Source organism: Mesorhizobium sp. M2E.F.Ca.ET.209.01.1.1 (assembly GCF_004010375.2).
Classification (GTDB): domain Bacteria; phylum Pseudomonadota; class Alphaproteobacteria; order Rhizobiales; family Rhizobiaceae; genus Mesorhizobium.
Genome location: NZ_SADP02000021.1, coordinates 37635 through 54115 on the forward strand (window position 1 = coordinate 37635; position 16481 = coordinate 54115).

Consider the following 16481-nt stretch of genomic DNA (forward strand, 5'->3'; position numbering starts at 1 on the left):
AAATCATGCGCTGCAGGATCGTCGGCGCGCCGGTGCAGGACGGCGCGGGCAGGATGGGATGCGAGATGGGGCCGAGCGCGCTGCGCACGGCAGGCCTCGTGTCGGTGCTTTCGGAGCTTGGCCATGAGGTCGAGGACTGGGGCGCGGTCGAGAAGGCCGCGGCGCGCCCGGTGGTGCACGGCAACCTCGCGCTGAAGGCGCTGCCGGAGATTTCCGCCTGGACCGCGGCAATCGCCGAGACCGCCTACGCCGCTTCCCGGGACGCCATGCCGATTTTCCTCGGCGGCGACCATTCGATCTCCGCCGGCACGGTGTCCGGCGTGGCGCGCCGCGCCGCCAAACGCGGCCGGCCGCTTTTCGTGCTGTGGCTCGACGCGCATCCGGATTTCCATACGCTCGACACCACCACCAGCGGCAATCTGCACGGCGTGCCGCTCGCCTATGCCAGCGGCCAGGCCGGTTTCAAGGGCTATTTCCCGGATCTGCCGCAAGCCGTCGACCCGGCCCGCATCTGCGCCATCGGCCTGCGCAGCGTCGATCCGGCCGAGCGCCACGCGCTCGCTGAAGCGGGCGTCACCGTGCATGACATGCGCGCCGTCGACGAGCACGGCATCGCGCCGCTGCTGCGCGCTTTCCTGGCTCGCGTCGAGCAGGAGGACGGGCTCTTGCATGTCAGCCTCGACGTCGACTTCCTCGACCCGTCGATCGCGCCGGCCGTCGGCACCACCGTTCCCGGCGGCGCCACTTTTCGCGAGGCGCATCTGGTGATGGAGATGCTGTCCGACAGCTGCCTTGTCTCCAGCCTCGATCTGGTCGAGCTCAACCCGTTCCTCGACGAGCGCGGCCGCACCGCGACCCTCATGGTCGACCTCACCGCCAGCCTGATGGGCCGCCGCATCATGGACCGACCGACCCGCAGCCATTCCGGGAGCCTCTGATCATGACCCAGCCTTCGCGCCTCGCCATCGTTCCCTTCGTCAGCGTCGACCGCATGATGAAGCTGGTGCTCGCCATTGGCGTCGAGCGCTTCCTCACCGAGCTCGCCGCCTATATCGAGGAGGATTTCCGCCGTTGGGAGCTGTTCGACAAGACGCCGCGCATCGCCTCGCACAGCCATGACGGCGTCATCGAGCTGATGCCGACCAGCGACGGCAAGATGTACGGCTTCAAATATGTCAACGGCCATCCGAAGAACATGCGCGAGGGCCGTCAGACGGTCACCGCCTTCGGCGTGCTGGCCGATGTCGGCTCCGGCTATCCGATGCTGCTCACCGAAATGACCATCCTGACGGCGCTGCGCACGGCAGCCACCTCCGCCGTGGCCGCCAAATACCTGGCGCCCAAGGGCTCGCGCGCCATGGCCATCATCGGCAACGGCGCCCAGTCCGAGTTCCAGGCCATCGCCTTCAAGGCGCTGCTCGGCATCGACAAGCTGCGCCTCTATGACATCGATCGTTCGGCTTCCGAAAAATGCGCCCGCAACCTTGCCGCCAAGGGTTTTGACATCACCATCTGCTCGACCGGGCAGGACGCGGTGGAAGGTGTCGACATCATCACCACGGTGACCGCCGACAAGCAGTACGCCACCATCCTCACCGACAACATGGTCGGCTCCGGCGTCCACATCAACGCCGTTGGCGGCGACTGCCCGGGCAAGACCGAGCTGCACCGCGATATCCTGCTGCGCTCCGACATCTTCGTCGAGTTCCCGCCGCAGACCCGCATCGAGGGCGAGATCCAGCAGCTCGACGCCGATCATCCGGTGACCGAGCTGTGGCAGGTGATGACCGGGAAGGCTGCGGGCCGCAAGGCGCCCGAGCAGATCACGCTGTTCGATTCCGTCGGCTTCGCGACGGAGGATTTTTCGGCGCTGCGCTATGTCCGCGACCAGCTCCAGGCCACCGGCCTCTATGAGGAGCTCGACCTGCTCGCCGACCCCGACGAGCCGCGCGACCTGTTCGGCATGCTTGAGAGGGCGGCCATGCAGCCGGCGGCGTGAAGTCTTTCGCCGAGGCCATTTCGAGGCGCCGGCCAATCGCATAGGGCGCTCCCCCTCTCCGTCTCGGCTTCGCCGATCCACCTCTCCCCCGCTCTGGCGAGGGTGAGGAACCCAAGCCTTGCGAGGCCGCGCCGTCAGCGATTGGCGTTTCCTCGCCCCCGCAAAGCGGGGGAGAGGTGGATCGGCGCGCAGCGCCGAGACGGAGAGGGGGCCAGCGCCAGCGTTGACGGTGCTGACGCCTACCCCCGCGCCGCGCAGCTCTCCCGTTCCACCAGCACCGGCGCCAGCACTTCGCGCCTTGACGGCGCTTCCGGCTCGCCCAGCCTCTCGAGCAGCAGGCTCACCGCGCGCGTGCCGATCTTTTCCACCGGCTGCGCGATGGTCGTCAGCGGCGGCCAGGTGGTGACGGCATAGGGGATGTCGTCGAAGCCGACCATCGACATATCGTCGGGAACCCGCAGGCCGCGCGAGCGCAGCGCCGTGACCGCGCCCATCGCCATCAGGTCGTTGCAGGCGAACACCGCCGTGATGTCCGGCGCCTGGGTCATGAGCTGCTCCATCGCCAGCCGGCCGCCGGCGAAATGATAGTCGGAATCGACGATCGACGAAGCCGGCAGCTCGAGGCCTGCTTCGCCAAGCGCCCGGACGAAACCGCGCAGGCGGGCCGGGCTGGAGCTGGAATCGCGCGGACCGCCGATGACGCCGATCATCTTGTGGCCGAGCCCGGCCAGATACCGGCCGGCCAGATAGCCGCCATGGTTGTGGTCGACCAGCACCGAATCGACATTGACCGACTGGATCTCGCGGTCGAGCAGCACCGCCGGCACGCTGGGCAGGAGACGGGCGAACACCCGCGCATGGTCGGACGAGCCGGCGAAGATCAGCCCGTCGATCTGCTTGGCCATCAGCACCGAGAGATAGCGCTCTTCCTTTTCGGCGTTGCCGTCGGAATTGCACAGGATCACCGTGTAGCCGGAGACGAAGCCCGCGTCCTCGATCTGCCGCGCCACGCTGGCGAAGAACGGATTTGAATTGTCGGGCAGCAGCAGGCCGATCGTCTTGGTCTCGCCGCGCCTGAGACTCCGCGCCACCGAGTTCGGGCTATAGCGCAGTGCCGCGATCGCGGCACGCACGCGCTCGGCCGTTTCCGGCTCGACATGGCGGGTATGGTTCATCACATGCGAGACCGTTGCGACGGACACCCCCGCATAGCGTGCGACATCGGCAATCGTCGTCATGGCCCTTAGCCCCTGGTGCCCCCTAGAGCGTTTCACCGTTTCCCGGAAACGGCGATCCGCTCTATCCCTTTGTTTTTACGCAATTCCGGACGGAAAACCGCTCACACTTTTCCTGGAATTGCTCTAGCGGATCCTCCGCAACAGCCTCTCCCGATACGCGTCTAGGATGACCGCGAGCACGATGACAAGGCCAATCACGATCGGTTTGAAGTTGTCGCCGACGCCAAGCAGTTGCAGCCCGGTGCTCAAGACCTGCAGGATGCAGGCGCCGACCAGCGTGCCGATGATCGAGCCCTTGCCGCCGCTGAGGCTGGTGCCGCCGATGATGACGGCGGCAATGGCATTGAGCTCGTAGCCGACGCCGGCGATCGGACTGCCGATGTTGAGGCGCAAGAGATAGACCATGGCCGCGATGCCGGCGGTGAGCCCGCTGATGGTGAAGGCGGCGACCTTGTAGAAATCCGGATTGTGGCCCGACAGCCGCACCGCTTCGTCATTGGTGCCGACGGCGAAGATCATGCGGCCGAAGACGGTGAAGCGCAGCACGAACCAGCCGGCCGCGATCACCAGCACGGCGACCAGGAAGATCGACGGCAGGAAGCCGCCGATGATCAGGTTGCCGAAATCCACAAAACTCTGCGGCAGGCCGGTGATGGTCGAGTTGTCGCTGACGACGCGGGCGGCGCCCGCCGCCATGTTGAGCATGCCGAGCGTGACGATGAAGGAGGGGATCTTCCAGCGCGTCGAGATCCAGCCATTGAGGAAGCCGCACACCGCGCCGGTTGCCATGCAGGCCAGAAGGGACAGCGTGATTGCCGCGGCCGGCGACAGGTCTTCGTCGATCATGACGGTGGCGCCGACCACGGTGCACAGCGCCAGCACCGAGCCGACCGAAAGGTCGATGCCGCCGGTCAGGATGACGAAGGTCATGCCCGCCGCCAGCACAGTGTTGATGGCGATCTGCACGAAGATCTTCAGCGCGTTGTCGGGAGTGGCGAAATACGGCGCCGTGGCCGAGAAGAACAAGGTGATCAGCACCAGCGCCAGAAGCACGCCGGCGTCGCGGATCAGGAAGTGCAGGAATTTCGCCCGTCCGGGGGAAACAGGCGCCGACACCAGCGGTTCGGACGTCTCGGTCATGGTCGCACATACTCCTGATAGGCGAGCGACAGGATGCGCTCCTGGTCGAATTCGGCGCGCGGCACCTCGCCGACGATCCTGTTCCTGGAAAAGACGATGATGCGGTGGCACATGCCCATCAGCTCGGGCAGGTCGGACGACACCATGATGATGCCCTTTTGCTGCGCCGCCAGCATCCACAGCAGCTGGTAGATCTCGCGCCGCGCGCCGATATCGACGCCGCGCGTCGGCTCGTCGAGGATCAGCGTAGAGGTGCCGCGGAACAGCCACTTGGCCAACACCACCTTCTGCTGGTTGCCGCCGGAAAGGTTTCGCACCGCCTGCTCGATCGAGCTTGCCTTGACGCGCAGCTGGCCGACGAGATCGTTGGCCGCCGCGGCCTCGGCCCGGCGGTTGAGCAGCCCGTTGCGCGAGACTTTGCTCAGATCGGTGATGGTGATGTTCTTGTCGACGGCCAGGTCGAGCAGCAGGCCCTGACCCTTGCGGTCCTCGGTGAGCAGGCTCAAGCCATGCCGCACCGCGTCCTTGGGGGCAGTGATTGCCACCGGCCTGCCGTCGATCTCGATCACGCCGTCGAGCTTTGCGTCAGCGCCAAACAGGGCGCGCATCGCTTCGGTGCGGCCGCTGCCGACCAGGCCGGCGACGCCGAGGATCTCGCCATGGCGGACGTCGAAGGAAATGGCGGGCGTCGCGGCATTGCGCTTCAGATTGGCGACGCTGAGCGCGACCTTGCCCGGCACGATCGTATCGTCGAAGCTGTACTCGTCGGCGATGTCGCGGCCGATCATCATGCGCACGAGGTCGGGCACGGTGAGGCCGTGGAGATCGCGCGTCGCGACCAGCCTGCCGTTGCGCAGCACCGTCACCCGCTCGCCGATCTCGAACACCTCATGCAGCCGGTGCGAGATGTAGATGATGGTGACGCCTTTTGCCTTGAGCCGCTTGATGATGGCGAAGAGCCGCGTGATCTCGGGCGGCGTCAGCGTCGCCGTCGGCTCATCCAGCACCAGAAGCTTCGAATCGTAACTCAGCGCCTTGGCGATCTCGACCAGCTGCATCTGCGCGACGCCCAGCGCCTCGACCCGCGTTCTCGGATCGACATCGAGGCCGACCTCCTTCAGCAATGTAACGGCGCGGCTGTTCAGCGCCTTGCGATCGACGATGCCGAACGCGCGGCGCGGCAGGTTTTCCAGCATCAGATTCTCGGCGATGCTGAGATAGGGCAGAAGGTTCAATTCCTGGTGCACGATGCGGATGCCTCTCTGCTGCGCATCATGCGGCGTCTTCGGCTGGTAGGCCGCGCCGTTGAAGGCGATCGTGCCTGAGTCCGGCTGGTAGATGCCGGCGAGCAGCTTGATCAGCGTCGACTTGCCCGCGCCGTTCTCGCCCAGCACGATATGGGTTTCGCCGCGCGCGATCGACAGCGAGACGTCGCTCAGCGCGACGACGCCGGGAAAGATCTTTCCGACCCCTTCAAGGGAGAGAATCGCATCCATGGGCGACAGAATCCTAAACCGCGCTTATCCACCGCGATAGCGGCGCGGGCGCGTCGGCACCGCTGCCGGACATGCCGACAGCGGTGACGCGGTTGCCAGAGCTAGGGCGCCGGCAGGTGCCGGCGCGTCTCTGAAAGTCTCAGGCGGTGATCAGCTTGACGTCGGTCTTGACCCAGCCGGAGAACTTCTCGCCGGCGAGCTCGCGCAGGCCGTAATCGATGCCCATGGCCGCCATCTGCGCGCCATACTGCTCGACGGTGGCGAGCATCTTGCCCTCCTTCAGCAGCGGGCCGACGGCCGGGATGTTGTCGAAGCCGACCACCTTGATCTTGCCCGACTTGCCGGCGGCGTCGATCGCCTTGACGACGCCGAGCGCCATCGAATCGTTGGCCGCCATCACGCCCTGGATATCCGGATGCTGGGTGAGGAAGTTGGTCATCAGCGTGTTGGCTTCCTCGGTCTCCCAATGCGCCGTCTTGGAGTCGAGCAGCTTCAGCCCGTACTCCTTCACCGAATCGTCAAAGCCGAGCTTGCGCTGCTTGGCGTTGTCGGCCTCGGGATTGCCCTCGAGGATGACCACCTTGCCGCCCTTGCCCAGCCCCTTGCCGAGCGCGTCGCCGGCGAGCTTGGCGCCGGCGCGGTTGTCCGGGCCGAAGAAGGCGAGATCGACGCCGGCCTTCTTCTTCGCTTTCTCGTCGAGCGCGACGTCGATGTTGATGACCTTGATGCCGGCCTTCAGCGCCTTGGCGATCGGCGTCACCATCGCCTTGGAGTCGGCCGGCGCCACGACGATGATGTTGTATTTCTGGGTGATGAAGTTCTCGATCGCGTCGACCTGGGCCGCGAAGTCGCGCTCGTCCTTCATGCCGACGGCGGCGAAATCGAACTTGTCCTTGTTCTTGGCCGCATACGCCTCGGCGCCGGCCTGCATCTGCTTGAAGAACTCGTTGGCCAGCGACTTCATCACCAGACCGACCTTCGGCTTGTCTGCCGCGAGAGCCGGGCCGAGCGGCAAGGCGAGCGCGCCGGCGGCGAGCGCGCTGGTCTTCAGGAACTGGCGCCGCGAGAACGGGCCAAGCCCGTGCATGTTCGAAATCTTGCTCATTAGTCTCCTCCACTTGATCGAGCCGTAATCGGTTACGTAACCGATTACGCGACAAAGTAGAGCCGGAATTTGCCAAGTGTCAATATCGGGAGAAGCCTCCTGCTGGAAGGTTGGCCGTATTCAGCCGCGTCTTCAACCACTTGGCCGAAAAGTCACTGAAGGCGCGCACGCGCGGATTGCCCTTGAGGTCCGGATGGGAGAGCACCCACAGCTCCGAGGCGAGCTCTTCGACGGTTTCGCCCAGGCGCGGCAGCCGGCTCGCAGCACCCAGATAGTCCGGCAGCAGCGCCGTGCCCCAGCCGGCCTCGGCGGCAGCCGCCGCCGCCGTGAGGCTGTTGACCCTCAGCCGGATCTCATCCTCTCCGACATTCGCCTTCAGCCATTGCGCCGCCGGCAGGGCGGACAGGGTCGCGTCGAAGCCGATCCATCCCTCCAGGGACGTATCGCTGGCAAAGGCCGCATACGAAAAACGCGCCACGCGCCGGCCGACAAGCGTTTCGGGCGGCGTCAGTGTCGGGCGGATGGCGACGTCGGCCTCGCGCCGGCCGAGATCGGCAAAACTGTTGTTCACCTTGAGCGACAGCGCGATGCCGGGATGGGCCTCGCCGAAGGATTTCAGGCAGGCGCAGGCGATATCGAGCAGCGTGTCCGCGGTCGTCACATTGAGCGGCCCGACCAGCCGGTCGTCCTGCGCCGCCACGCGCCGCTCGACCTCGGCGAGGCGATCGCGCAGCTCTTCCGCGGCATCGAGGAAAGGCCCGGCCCTGCCGGTCGGCACCAGCGCGTCGCCGAGGCGCTCGAACAGCACGCCGCCGGTGCGCTTCTCCAGTTCCCTGAGCTGCCGGTAGATCGTCGCAATATGCGTGCCGAGCCTTGCCTGCGCGCCGCGTACCCCGCCAGCTCCTGCGATCGCCGCCACCAGCCGCACGTCGTCATAATCGATCATCTTCGCATCCACGCGAATGAGAGTAGCGGAATCGCTTAATGCGCTCGCATCGCCGCGAACATATATCGCGCTCCGGAAACGAACCAGCGGAGAAAGACATGAGCCGCATCCTGCACATCGAGGCCTCGCCGCGCGCCGACCGCTCCTGGTCGAGCAAGGCCGCCGCGAATTTCCTCGCGCAGCTGAAAGAGCGTCTGCCCAAGCTCGAAGTCGACCGCTTCAACATCTGGACCGCCATCCTGCCGACCTTCGACGGCGCCGCGATCGAGGCCAAATACGCAAAACTTTCCGGCACGCAGCTGACCGATGCGCAGAGCCGGGCCTGGAAACTGATCGGACACTATGTAGCAAGGCTCGACGCCGCCGACGCGATCCTGATCTCGACGCCGATGTGGAATCTCGGCGTTCCCTACCGGCTGAAGCACCTGTTCGACCTGGTGACGCAGCCCGGCCTCAGCTTTTCCTTCAACCCGGCCACCGGCTACACGCCGCTGCTCAGCGCCCGCCCGACTGCCGTGCTGATGGCGACCTCGGGCGACTTCACCGAAGGCCCGAGCTACGGCCGGCCGGATCTGGCGACGCCTTATCTCAGCACCGCGCTGGCCTTTATCGGCCTGAAGGATGCGGCAATCGTCCATGTCTCGCCGACCATCGGCCAGCCGGAAGCGATGCAGGCTGGCGCCAGACGAACTGAGACAGAAGTCCAGCGCCTTGCCGAAAGCTTCGCCAGGAGGCTCGCATGAGCCAGTCCCTTGCATGGCTGCTGCTGATCATCTCCGGCATCGCCGACGTCGCCTGGGCGCTCGCGACCAAGAAATCGGCCGGCTTCACCGAGCCGCTCTGGGCGGCGGTGTCATTTGTGCTCCTGGTCATCTTCATCGCGCTTCTGACCAAGGTGCTGACCGTCCTGCCGCTCGGCACCGCCTATGCGGTGTGGACCGGCATCGGCGCCGTCGGCTCGCTCATCGCCGGCATAGCGCTCTTTGGCGAAAGCACCGACGCTGTACGCCTCACCTTCGCCGCGGTGACCATCCTTGGCGTGGTCGGGTTGAAGGTGAGTTCTTAGGAAAGGCGCGCGGCGCCTTCCCTCACTTTGCTAATCACCGCCACCCCAGCGCCGGCGCGACGTGCTTCAGGATCGACTCGATGACATGGGCATTGTAGTCGACGCCCAATTGATTGGGCACGGTGAGCAGCAGCGTGTCGGCCTCGGTGATCGCCTCGTCTTCCCTGAGCTGTTCCACCAGCTTGTCGGGCTCGGCGGCATAGGTGCGGCCGAACACGGCGCGCTTTTCCGGCTCGATATAGCCGAAGTGGTCCTCGCCCTCGCTGCCGCCGAAATAGGCGCGGTCCATGTCGTTGACGAGGGCAAAAATGCTGCGGCTGACCGAGACGCGCGGCTCCCGCGTGTGGCCGGCTTCCTTCCAGGCGGCGCGGTAGGCTCTTATCTGCTTGGCCTGCTGGACATGCAGCGGCTCGCCGCTCTCGTCGAATTTCAGCGTCGAGCTTTGCAGGTTCATGCCGAGCTTGGCCGCCCACACGGCGGTGGCGTCGGTGGCCGCGCCCCACCAGATGCGGTCGCGCAGGCCCGCCGAGAACGGTTCGAGCCTGAGCAGGCCGGGCGGATTGGGGAACATCGGCCGCGGATTGGGCTGAGCGAAGCCTTCGCCGCGCAACAGGTCGAGGAAGATTTCGGCGTGGTTCCGCGCCATGTCGGCGTCGCTCTTGCCCTCTGGCGGCACGTAGCCGAAATAGCGCCAGCCATCGATCACCTGCTCGGGCGAACCGCGGCTGATGCCGAGCTGCAAACGCCCGCCGGCGATGAGGTCGGCGGCACCCGCGCCCTCGGCCATGTAGAGCGGGTTCTCGTAGCGCATGTCGATGACGGCGGTGCCGAGCTCGATACGCTTGGTCTTGGCGCCGGCGGCGGCAAGCAGCGGAAACGGCGACGCGAGCTGGCGGGCAAAATGGTGGACGCGAAAATAGGCGCCGTCGGCGCCGAGCTCCTCGGCCGCGACCGCGAGATCGATCGACTGCAGCAGCGCATCGGCGCCCGAGCGCGTGCCCGATTGCGGCGAGGGCGACCAATGCCCGAAGGACAGAAATCCGATCTTCTTCATGTGCTCCGTTCCTGCTGGAGCGGCCCATCGGCCGCTTAAATGCCTTGTTGCTCCCGCAGATAGCCAGGGCGGTGCCGCGATACAACGGACACCGAATGGATACAGACCGTCAATGAGTCTTCGAAATGCTACCGTGCCGCCCCCCGCGCAATGCGGAACCATAAGCTCATCTCCGGCATTCTCGCTGCCGCCGGAGCGCTGTATCGTTTGCGCCAGCCGATGATTCCCCAGCATTGGACGATGCCTTCATGCATGGCCTGACGCCCACACTTTCCACGGTGACGGCCTCTTTCCTGGCCTCCTTCGTCGAAGTGGTCGAAGCCTTCACCATCGTGCTCGCCGTTGGCGTGACGCGCAGCTGGCGCCCCGCGCTGACGGGTGCAGCACTTGCGCTCATCCTGCTGGCGGCGCTGATGCTTATTTTCGGCCCGCTGCTGGCGCTCGTCCCCATCGCCGTCCTGCAATTCGTGGTCGGCGTGCTCCTGATCCTGTTCGGCATGCGCTGGCTCCGGAAGGCGATCCTGCGCAGCGTCGGCGTGATCGCGCTGCATGACGAGGAGCAGGCCTTTTCCAAGGAGACGGAGGTGCTGCGGCGGCAGGCCGGCGACCGCCGCGCCGACTATCTGGCCGCCGTCGCGTCGTTCAAGGCGGTGCTGCTCGAGGGCGTCGAAGTGGTGTTCATCGTCATTGCCGTCGGCGCCGCGCATGGCCAGACGCTTTATGCCGGCCTTGGCGCGCTGGTGGCCTTCGTGCTGGTGATGCTGATCGGCCTTGCAGTGCACCGGCCTTTGGCGCGCGTGCCGGAGAATGCGCTCAAATTCGTCGTCGGGCTTATGCTGACCAGCTTCGGCGTGTTCTGGACCGGCGAGGGCCTCGGCGCGGAGTGGCCGGGCGCCGATCTCGCTCTGCTCGCCATCTTCGCCGTCATCGCCGCGGCGTCCTTCGCCATCGTGCGCTGGCTGCGCGGCGCCTATCCGGCGCCCGCCGGAGGGCTTGCCCGATGATCCGTCTTGTCTTCAAGGAACTCGTCGGCATGTTCGTCGACGACGGCAATCTGGCATTGCTGGCGCTGATCCTGATCGCGCTCGTCACCGCCGCGGTGAAGGTCCTGGGGCTGCCGCCGCTCATCGGCGGCTTCCTGCTCCTCGCCGGCTGCCCGGCGATTCTCCTGCAGAGCACGCGCCGCGCCGCGCGCGACAGAGCGCGCTGATCGGCATTCGTTTTCTTGGCTATCAGCGCACGCTGGAGGCTGCGAAGCCTCTCAACCTCATCATTCCAGGGCGGAGCAGCCGCGAAGCGGCGTCGCGGAGACCCTGGAATCCATGCCGTGACCTAAGCCGTGGAATGCAGCGGAGCAGAATTCTGCACCGTTGTGACGCTTCGAAGTAACGGCATGGATTCTATGGTCTGCGCGCGTCGCTCCGCTCCTTGCTCCGCCATAGAATGACGACCGGACAAGCGCCTCAGCCAATCTCCAACGTATGCCGCTTGCCGGCAAACATAGCCGCCGGTCAAATCCGCGCCGGAAACCTAATAAACCGTGAAAAGCGTCGGCAGATGGCCGGCGAGGCGGACATACTCGACCGCCTCGATGATCGGAAACAGTGCCAGGAAATAGAGACCGTCGCGGAACGTCCTGCGCAGCGCGACCGTCGAAAACAGCCACTGGTCCTCGTCGCGGTAAAGCAGCGGGTTCGGCCAGAAGCGCGGCGTGCGTTGGGCATAGGCTGCATGGACGGCGCCGAACTTGCCGGCGAGGTACGCGGCCTCCTTGCGCGCGGTGAACCGGAAGACGAGGAAGCTTGCCAGGCCGAGCATCGCGGCCGCCAGCACCGAGCCGAACATCAGCCCGATACCGACCGCGCCGACGGTCGAGAAGAAATAAAGCGGGTTCTGGGTCATCGAGAACGGGCCGGACACGATCAGCTCGTCATTCTTCCTGCCGCCGACGAAAAGGATGCTCCACAGCCGGCCCAGAAAGCAGGTCAGCACCATGACAAAGCCTATCGTCTCCAGGGCTTCATGTCCGTTCGATCCTTCAGCCAGCGCCGGTCTGCTGAAGAGCAGCAGGATCACGGCAAGCACGGCTGCCACCTGCACGACGATCAGGCGCTTGTGCTGGTCGAACGCTTTCGGCGCCGCTTTGAGGGACGTGTAGGCCATTCTTTCTCACCGCTCCGGCGCCGGGACGGACGCCAGGCTTTCTCTAGCCCTTCCGCCGGGCGATGACGAGACCCGGCGAATGTTTTTGGCCGACCTTACGAATTTGTAAGGTCTCGGACAGGCTGCGGTGAATTCGCCTGCCTAGCCTGACTGCCACGGCGGCTCGAACCGAGCGCCGACGAACGGCCCTTACAGGATGACAGCATCGCCATGACCATGACAGCCGACGAACACGGGCCCGAATTGAACCGGGTCCCGGAAGTCACCCTCGATTTCTGGCTGATCAAGATCATGGCGGTGACCATGGGCGAGACCGCGGCAGACTATTTGGCCGTCAATCTCGGTCTCGGCCTCACCGTCACGTCCCTGATCATGACCGGCATTCTCGTCGTCGCGCTCATCCTGCAATTCGCGCAGAAGCGCTACGTGCCCTGGGCCTACTGGCTGGCGGTCGTGCTGATCAGCGTCGTCGGCACCCTGGTCACCGACAACCTCGTCGACAATTTCGGCGTGCGGCTGGAGACGACGACGATCGTCTTCTCCGCCGTGCTGGCCCTCACTTTCATCGTTTGGTACGCTAGCGAAAAGACCCTGTCGATCCACACCATCTTCACCACCAGGCGCGAGATCTTCTACTGGCTGGCGATCCTCTTCACCTTTTCGCTCGGCACGGCCGCCGGCGATCTGGTCGCCGAGCGCTTCGACATGGGTTATCTCGCGACCGGCCTTATCTTCGGCGGCGTCATCGCGGCGATCGCGCTGGCCTGGTTCTTCCTCGGCCTGAACGCCATCCTCGCCTTCTGGCTCGCCTATATCCTGACCCGGCCGTTCGGCGCCTCCTTCGGCGACCTGCTCTCGCAGCCGGTCGAATATGGCGGCATGGGCTTCGGCACCACCGTCACCAGCCTGACCTTCCTCGGCTGCATCGCGGCCATCGTTCTTTATATGACGCTGAAGAACCTGATCGACGAAGACGAGCAGGCCCTGCTCGACTGAGCGTGTCCCTGAAAGCCCTCTCGCAAAAATGTGTAGCGGTCTTCGGCCCACGAACGCGTAAAAACAGATGGTTAGTGCAATCCGTCCGGAGTTGCGCCAAGACGACGAGATGGGCATGATGCCATCCGAAAGCCGCGTCACACTTTCGGCATCATGTCCTGGAGAACCAGCCAGGAAAGAGCCCGGCCGCCGCCGCCATGCCGGCGAGGTTGAGGCGGCAAGGACTGCACGGGGCGATGCGACTTCTGCTTGTTGAAGACGATCCAAGAACCGCCGACTATATCGTGCGGGGGCTGACCGAGGCCGGCCATGTCTGCGATCTCTTGCGCGACGGTCATGACGGGCTCTTCGCCGCGACCCGCAACGCCTATGACGTGATCGTCGCCGACCGCATGGTTCCCGGCCTCGACGGCCTGTCGATGATCAAGGCGGTGCGCGCCGCCGGCATCCATACGCCGGCCATCTTCCTGACCTCGATCGGCGGGGTGGACGACCGCGTCGAGGGGCTCGAGGCGGGCGGCGACGACTACCTGGTCAAGCCCTTCGCCTTTTCGGAGCTGCTTGCCCGCATCCATGCGCTCGGCCGCCGGCCGGCGGCGCAAGAGCAGAAGACGGCGCTGCGCGTCGCCGACCTCGAAATGGACCTGATCCAGCGCCGCGTGACCCGGCAGGGCCAGCCGATCGACCTGCAGCCGCGCGAGTTCAGCCTGCTCGAGGTGCTGATGCGCGGCGAAGGCCGCGTCATCACCCGCACCATGCTTCTGGAGCGCGTCTGGGATTTTCACTTCGACCCCAAGACCAGCGTCGTCGAGACCCATATCAGCCGGCTGCGGGCCAAGGTCGACAGGCCTTTCGACGTGCCGCTGATCCACACCGTGCGCAACACCGGCTACAGCCTGCATGTTCCGGCCTAGTCCCGCGTCCGCGGTTGCCGGGCGACCAACCGCGCTCGCGGTCACATGAGCGAGACACGCTCCAGCCTTTTGCGCAGCACGCCGTTCAGGCTGGCGCTGACCTTCGCCTTCCTGTTCCTGCTGGCCTTCATCCTGTCCGGTGCGGTCGTCTATCAACTGATGAGCGCGTCGCTCGCCAGGCAGCTCGATCAGTCGATCAAGGAGACCTATTCGCTCATCGCCGCCACCCATGCCGAGAGCGACGAGGAGGATCTCGTCTCCACCGTCAGGGACCATGCCCAGTTCAGCCAGGACAAGGACGAGATCTTTTCCCTCACCGACAAGGACGGCAACCGCCTCGCTGGGGATTTCACCGCCTCCGGCCTGCCGGACGGCTTTTCCATGTTCGCCGCCAACCTGCCGGGAGTCCCGCGCGGCACCGAATACCGGGCCTACTCAGGCACGGTCGGCGACGACAATCTGACGGTCGCCTTCTCGCTTTCGGAAACTGAGGATCTCGAACGGATCGTGCTGATGAGCTTCGGCTGGGCCACGCTCGTCATCACTGTTCTGGCGGTCGGCGGCGGTGCCGTGCTTGCCTCGCGCGTGCAGCGGCGCCTCGACGGCATCGCCAGCACCATGGTCGACGTCTCGCATGGCCGGCTTGACGCGCGCATTCCTCTGATCGGCAGCGGCGACGACATCGATGCCGTCTCCGCCCAGGTGAATGCGGCGCTCGAGCGCCTATCGGCCCTGGTTGACGGCATGCGCGAGGTGAGCGCCAACATCGCGCATGACCTCAAGACACCGCTCAACCGGCTGCAGATGATCCTGGAATCCGCCGCCGACAAGACGGCCTCGGGCGAGGATGTCTCGGCCGAGCTGACCGACGCGCGCGCCGAAAGCCAACAGATCAACAGCACCTTCGACGCGCTTCTGCGCATCGCCCAGATCGAAGCCGGCGCCCGCAAGGCCCGCTTCGTCGACCTCGATGTCGGGCCGATCGTCGAGACCATCGGCGACGTCTATGCTGATGTCGCGGAGGATGACGGCAAGTCGCTGTCCACCGGGATCGTTCCCGATACAAAATGCTATATCCACGGCGACCGGGACCTGCTGATGCAGATGCTCGCCAATCTGGTCGAGAACGCGCTCCGGCATTGCCCACCGGGTACCGCGATCGGGCTTTCAGTGACCAGGGATGGCAGCCACGTCCTCATCCATGTCCGCGACAACGGCCCGGGCATTCCCGCCGAGGAACGCCAAAAGGTATTCCGCCGTCTGTACCGGCTGGACGCGAGCCGCACGACGCCGGGCAGCGGCTTGGGGCTCAGCCTCGTGAAGGCGGTGGCGGACCTGCATGGCGCCGCCATAACGCTTGAGGATTGCAGACCGGGTCTCGGCGTGACCGTCAGCTTCCCGGCGGTGAAAGCCGCCTGATCCGGATCCGCCTGGCGGCTACCGCGCAGCACCCGCCCGGCGGAAATCCGAGGGCGACATGCCGGCGAGCTTGCGGAACGATTTGTTGAAGGCGCTGAGCGAGCCGAAGCCCGATTCCATCGCGACCCTCAAGACATTCGCATCCTCATGCATCAGAAGCGCCTGCGCGTAGCTCAGCCGCAGTAGGTTGAGATACTCGTTGAGCGTCATGCCGGTCGATTTCTTGAACAGGCTCATGGCGTATTTGGGATGGATGTCGGCGGCGCAGGCGATGGTCACGCAATCGATGTCGTAGAGGAAATTCTCGGCGATATAGTCGCACATGCGCCCGACATTGCGCGAGGATTGCTGGTCGAAGGCGTTGCCGGCGCCTTGTCCGGCAGCGGTTCCCGGCACCAGCCGGTAAGGCTCGAAGCGCACCCGCTCGAGCCGCAGCAGCAGCTCGTTGACTGCATGCTCTGTCCTGGCCGGATCGCCTGAGCGCGCATACTCGTTCCAGCGCTTGAAATTGTCGTTGTCCGACTGGTCGGTCGCGTTGGTCACCAGTGTCGCGCCGGTCATCAGCCGGTGGCGTATGTCGGCCGGCAGATGCAGGCGGAAGAAATGCACCAGCGGCAGATGCGCGCCGGCATAGATGGCGTCGTCGGAAAGGTCGTCCATCTGGTGCGGCAGGCCGCCCCAGAACAGGCACATCTCGCCGGCCGACAGCGAAATCTCGTGCTCGGCCATGCGGTAATGCACGCGGCCCTGCACGATGAAGTTCACCTCGACCTGGGCGTGCCAGTGCGGCTTCAGCATCACCAACGGGTGGTTGTGGAACATCTGCAGCATGAGCGGCAGTCCTTCGACGCTGCTCGCTCCGGGCTGGTAGAACGGACGCTCGGACATCTTACTTTCCGCCAACTTCTTATTCCCTCTGTCGGGGACAAGCCTTCCGCGCCGCAT

The 16481-nt window shown here is 65.3% G+C and carries 17 protein-coding genes; 9 read left to right on the forward strand and 8 right to left on the reverse strand.

Annotated features, from left to right (window positions below; genetic code table 11):
* The first annotated feature begins 5 nt into the window (after nt 1-5).
* Together rocF and EN852_RS28525 are read left to right on the forward strand one after the other, a co-directional pair.
* Complete coding sequence (gene rocF / locus EN852_RS28520) at nt 6-938, forward strand: arginase (protein WP_127879136.1); 933 nt, start codon at nt 6-8, stop codon at nt 936-938.
* A 2-nt stretch (nt 939-940) separates the two neighbouring features.
* Nucleotides 941-1999: an ornithine cyclodeaminase gene (locus tag EN852_RS28525; protein WP_127879138.1), complete on the forward strand. Its 1059-nt coding sequence runs from the start codon at nt 941-943 to the stop codon at nt 1997-1999.
* A 239-nt stretch (nt 2000-2238) separates the two neighbouring features.
* On the opposite strand, the gene EN852_RS28530 is transcribed toward EN852_RS28525, so the two are convergent.
* The 5 genes from EN852_RS28530 to EN852_RS28550 all read right to left on the reverse strand — a co-directional run bounded on the left by EN852_RS28530 (nt 2239) and on the right by EN852_RS28550 (nt 7924).
* The gene (locus EN852_RS28530; RefSeq protein WP_127879140.1) at nt 2239-3237 is read right to left on the reverse strand and encodes a substrate-binding domain-containing protein; all 999 of its coding nucleotides are present in this window, start codon (nt 3235-3237) and stop codon (nt 2239-2241) included.
* Nucleotides 3238-3360: 123 nt separating this feature from the next.
* Nucleotides 3361-4377, reverse strand: coding sequence for an ABC transporter permease (locus EN852_RS28535; RefSeq protein ID WP_127879142.1), 1017 nt, complete (start codon nt 4375-4377; stop codon nt 3361-3363).
* Nucleotides 4374-5873 (reverse strand): sugar ABC transporter ATP-binding protein, encoded by a 1500-nt coding sequence (locus EN852_RS28540; RefSeq protein WP_189546246.1) that lies wholly within the window; start codon nt 5871-5873, stop codon nt 4374-4376. Before EN852_RS28540 ends, EN852_RS28535 begins: the two co-directional genes overlap by 4 nt.
* 139 nt (nt 5874-6012) lie before the next feature.
* Nucleotides 6013-6978 (reverse strand): sugar ABC transporter substrate-binding protein, encoded by a 966-nt coding sequence (locus EN852_RS28545; RefSeq protein ID WP_127879146.1) that lies wholly within the window; start codon nt 6976-6978, stop codon nt 6013-6015.
* A gap of 79 nt (nt 6979-7057) precedes the next feature.
* Nucleotides 7058-7924, reverse strand: a complete 867-nt coding sequence (locus EN852_RS28550) for a LysR family transcriptional regulator (protein ID WP_127879148.1) — start codon at nt 7922-7924, stop codon at nt 7058-7060.
* Between the two features lie 98 nt (nt 7925-8022).
* Here EN852_RS28550 and EN852_RS28555 point away from each other — a divergent pair, with 98 nt between their 5' ends.
* Nucleotides 8023-8667 (forward strand): NAD(P)H-dependent oxidoreductase, encoded by a 645-nt coding sequence (locus EN852_RS28555; RefSeq protein ID WP_189546248.1) that lies wholly within the window; start codon nt 8023-8025, stop codon nt 8665-8667.
* Nucleotides 8664-8990, forward strand: coding sequence for a multidrug efflux SMR transporter (locus EN852_RS28560; RefSeq protein WP_127879152.1), 327 nt, complete (start codon nt 8664-8666; stop codon nt 8988-8990). Before EN852_RS28555 ends, EN852_RS28560 begins: the two co-directional genes overlap by 4 nt.
* A 34-nt stretch (nt 8991-9024) precedes the next feature.
* Here EN852_RS28560 and EN852_RS28565 read toward each other — a convergent pair whose 3' ends face one another.
* Complete coding sequence (locus EN852_RS28565) at nt 9025-10044, reverse strand: LLM class flavin-dependent oxidoreductase (RefSeq protein ID WP_127879154.1); 1020 nt, start codon at nt 10042-10044, stop codon at nt 9025-9027.
* Nucleotides 10045-10292: 248 nt separating this feature from the next.
* Between EN852_RS28565 and EN852_RS28570 the strand changes: the two genes are divergently transcribed.
* Together EN852_RS28570 and EN852_RS28575 are read left to right on the forward strand one after the other, a co-directional pair.
* Entirely contained in the window at nt 10293-11048 is a 756-nt protein-coding gene (locus EN852_RS28570; RefSeq protein WP_127879229.1) for a COG4280 domain-containing protein, read from the forward strand.
* Nucleotides 11045-11254 (forward strand): hypothetical protein, encoded by a 210-nt coding sequence (locus EN852_RS28575; protein ID WP_127879156.1) that lies wholly within the window; start codon nt 11045-11047, stop codon nt 11252-11254. Before EN852_RS28570 ends, EN852_RS28575 begins: the two co-directional genes overlap by 4 nt.
* Nucleotides 11255-11574: 320 nt before the next feature.
* On the opposite strand, the gene EN852_RS28580 is transcribed toward EN852_RS28575, so the two are convergent.
* Nucleotides 11575-12207: an isoprenylcysteine carboxylmethyltransferase family protein gene (locus EN852_RS28580; protein WP_127879158.1), complete on the reverse strand. Its 633-nt coding sequence runs from the start codon at nt 12205-12207 to the stop codon at nt 11575-11577.
* A 210-nt stretch (nt 12208-12417) separates the two neighbouring features.
* On the opposite strand from EN852_RS28580, the gene EN852_RS28585 reads away from it, so the two are divergent.
* The 3 genes from EN852_RS28585 to EN852_RS28595 all read left to right on the forward strand — a co-directional run bounded on the left by EN852_RS28585 (nt 12418) and on the right by EN852_RS28595 (nt 15536).
* The gene (locus EN852_RS28585; RefSeq protein ID WP_127879160.1) at nt 12418-13203 is read left to right on the forward strand and encodes a hypothetical protein; all 786 of its coding nucleotides are present in this window, start codon (nt 12418-12420) and stop codon (nt 13201-13203) included.
* A 236-nt stretch (nt 13204-13439) separates the two neighbouring features.
* Complete coding sequence (locus tag EN852_RS28590) at nt 13440-14117, forward strand: winged helix-turn-helix domain-containing protein (RefSeq protein ID WP_126063578.1); 678 nt, start codon at nt 13440-13442, stop codon at nt 14115-14117.
* Nucleotides 14118-14162: 45 nt separating this feature from the next.
* A complete protein-coding gene (locus tag EN852_RS28595) occupies nt 14163-15536 on the forward strand; it encodes a HAMP domain-containing sensor histidine kinase (protein WP_127879162.1) in 1374 nt (457 codons plus the stop codon).
* Nucleotides 15537-15554: 18 nt separating this feature from the next.
* Here EN852_RS28595 and EN852_RS28600 read toward each other — a convergent pair whose 3' ends face one another.
* Complete coding sequence (locus EN852_RS28600; protein WP_127866114.1) at nt 15555-16424, reverse strand: helix-turn-helix domain-containing protein; 870 nt, start codon at nt 16422-16424, stop codon at nt 15555-15557.
* Nucleotides 16425-16481 lie beyond the last annotated feature (57 nt).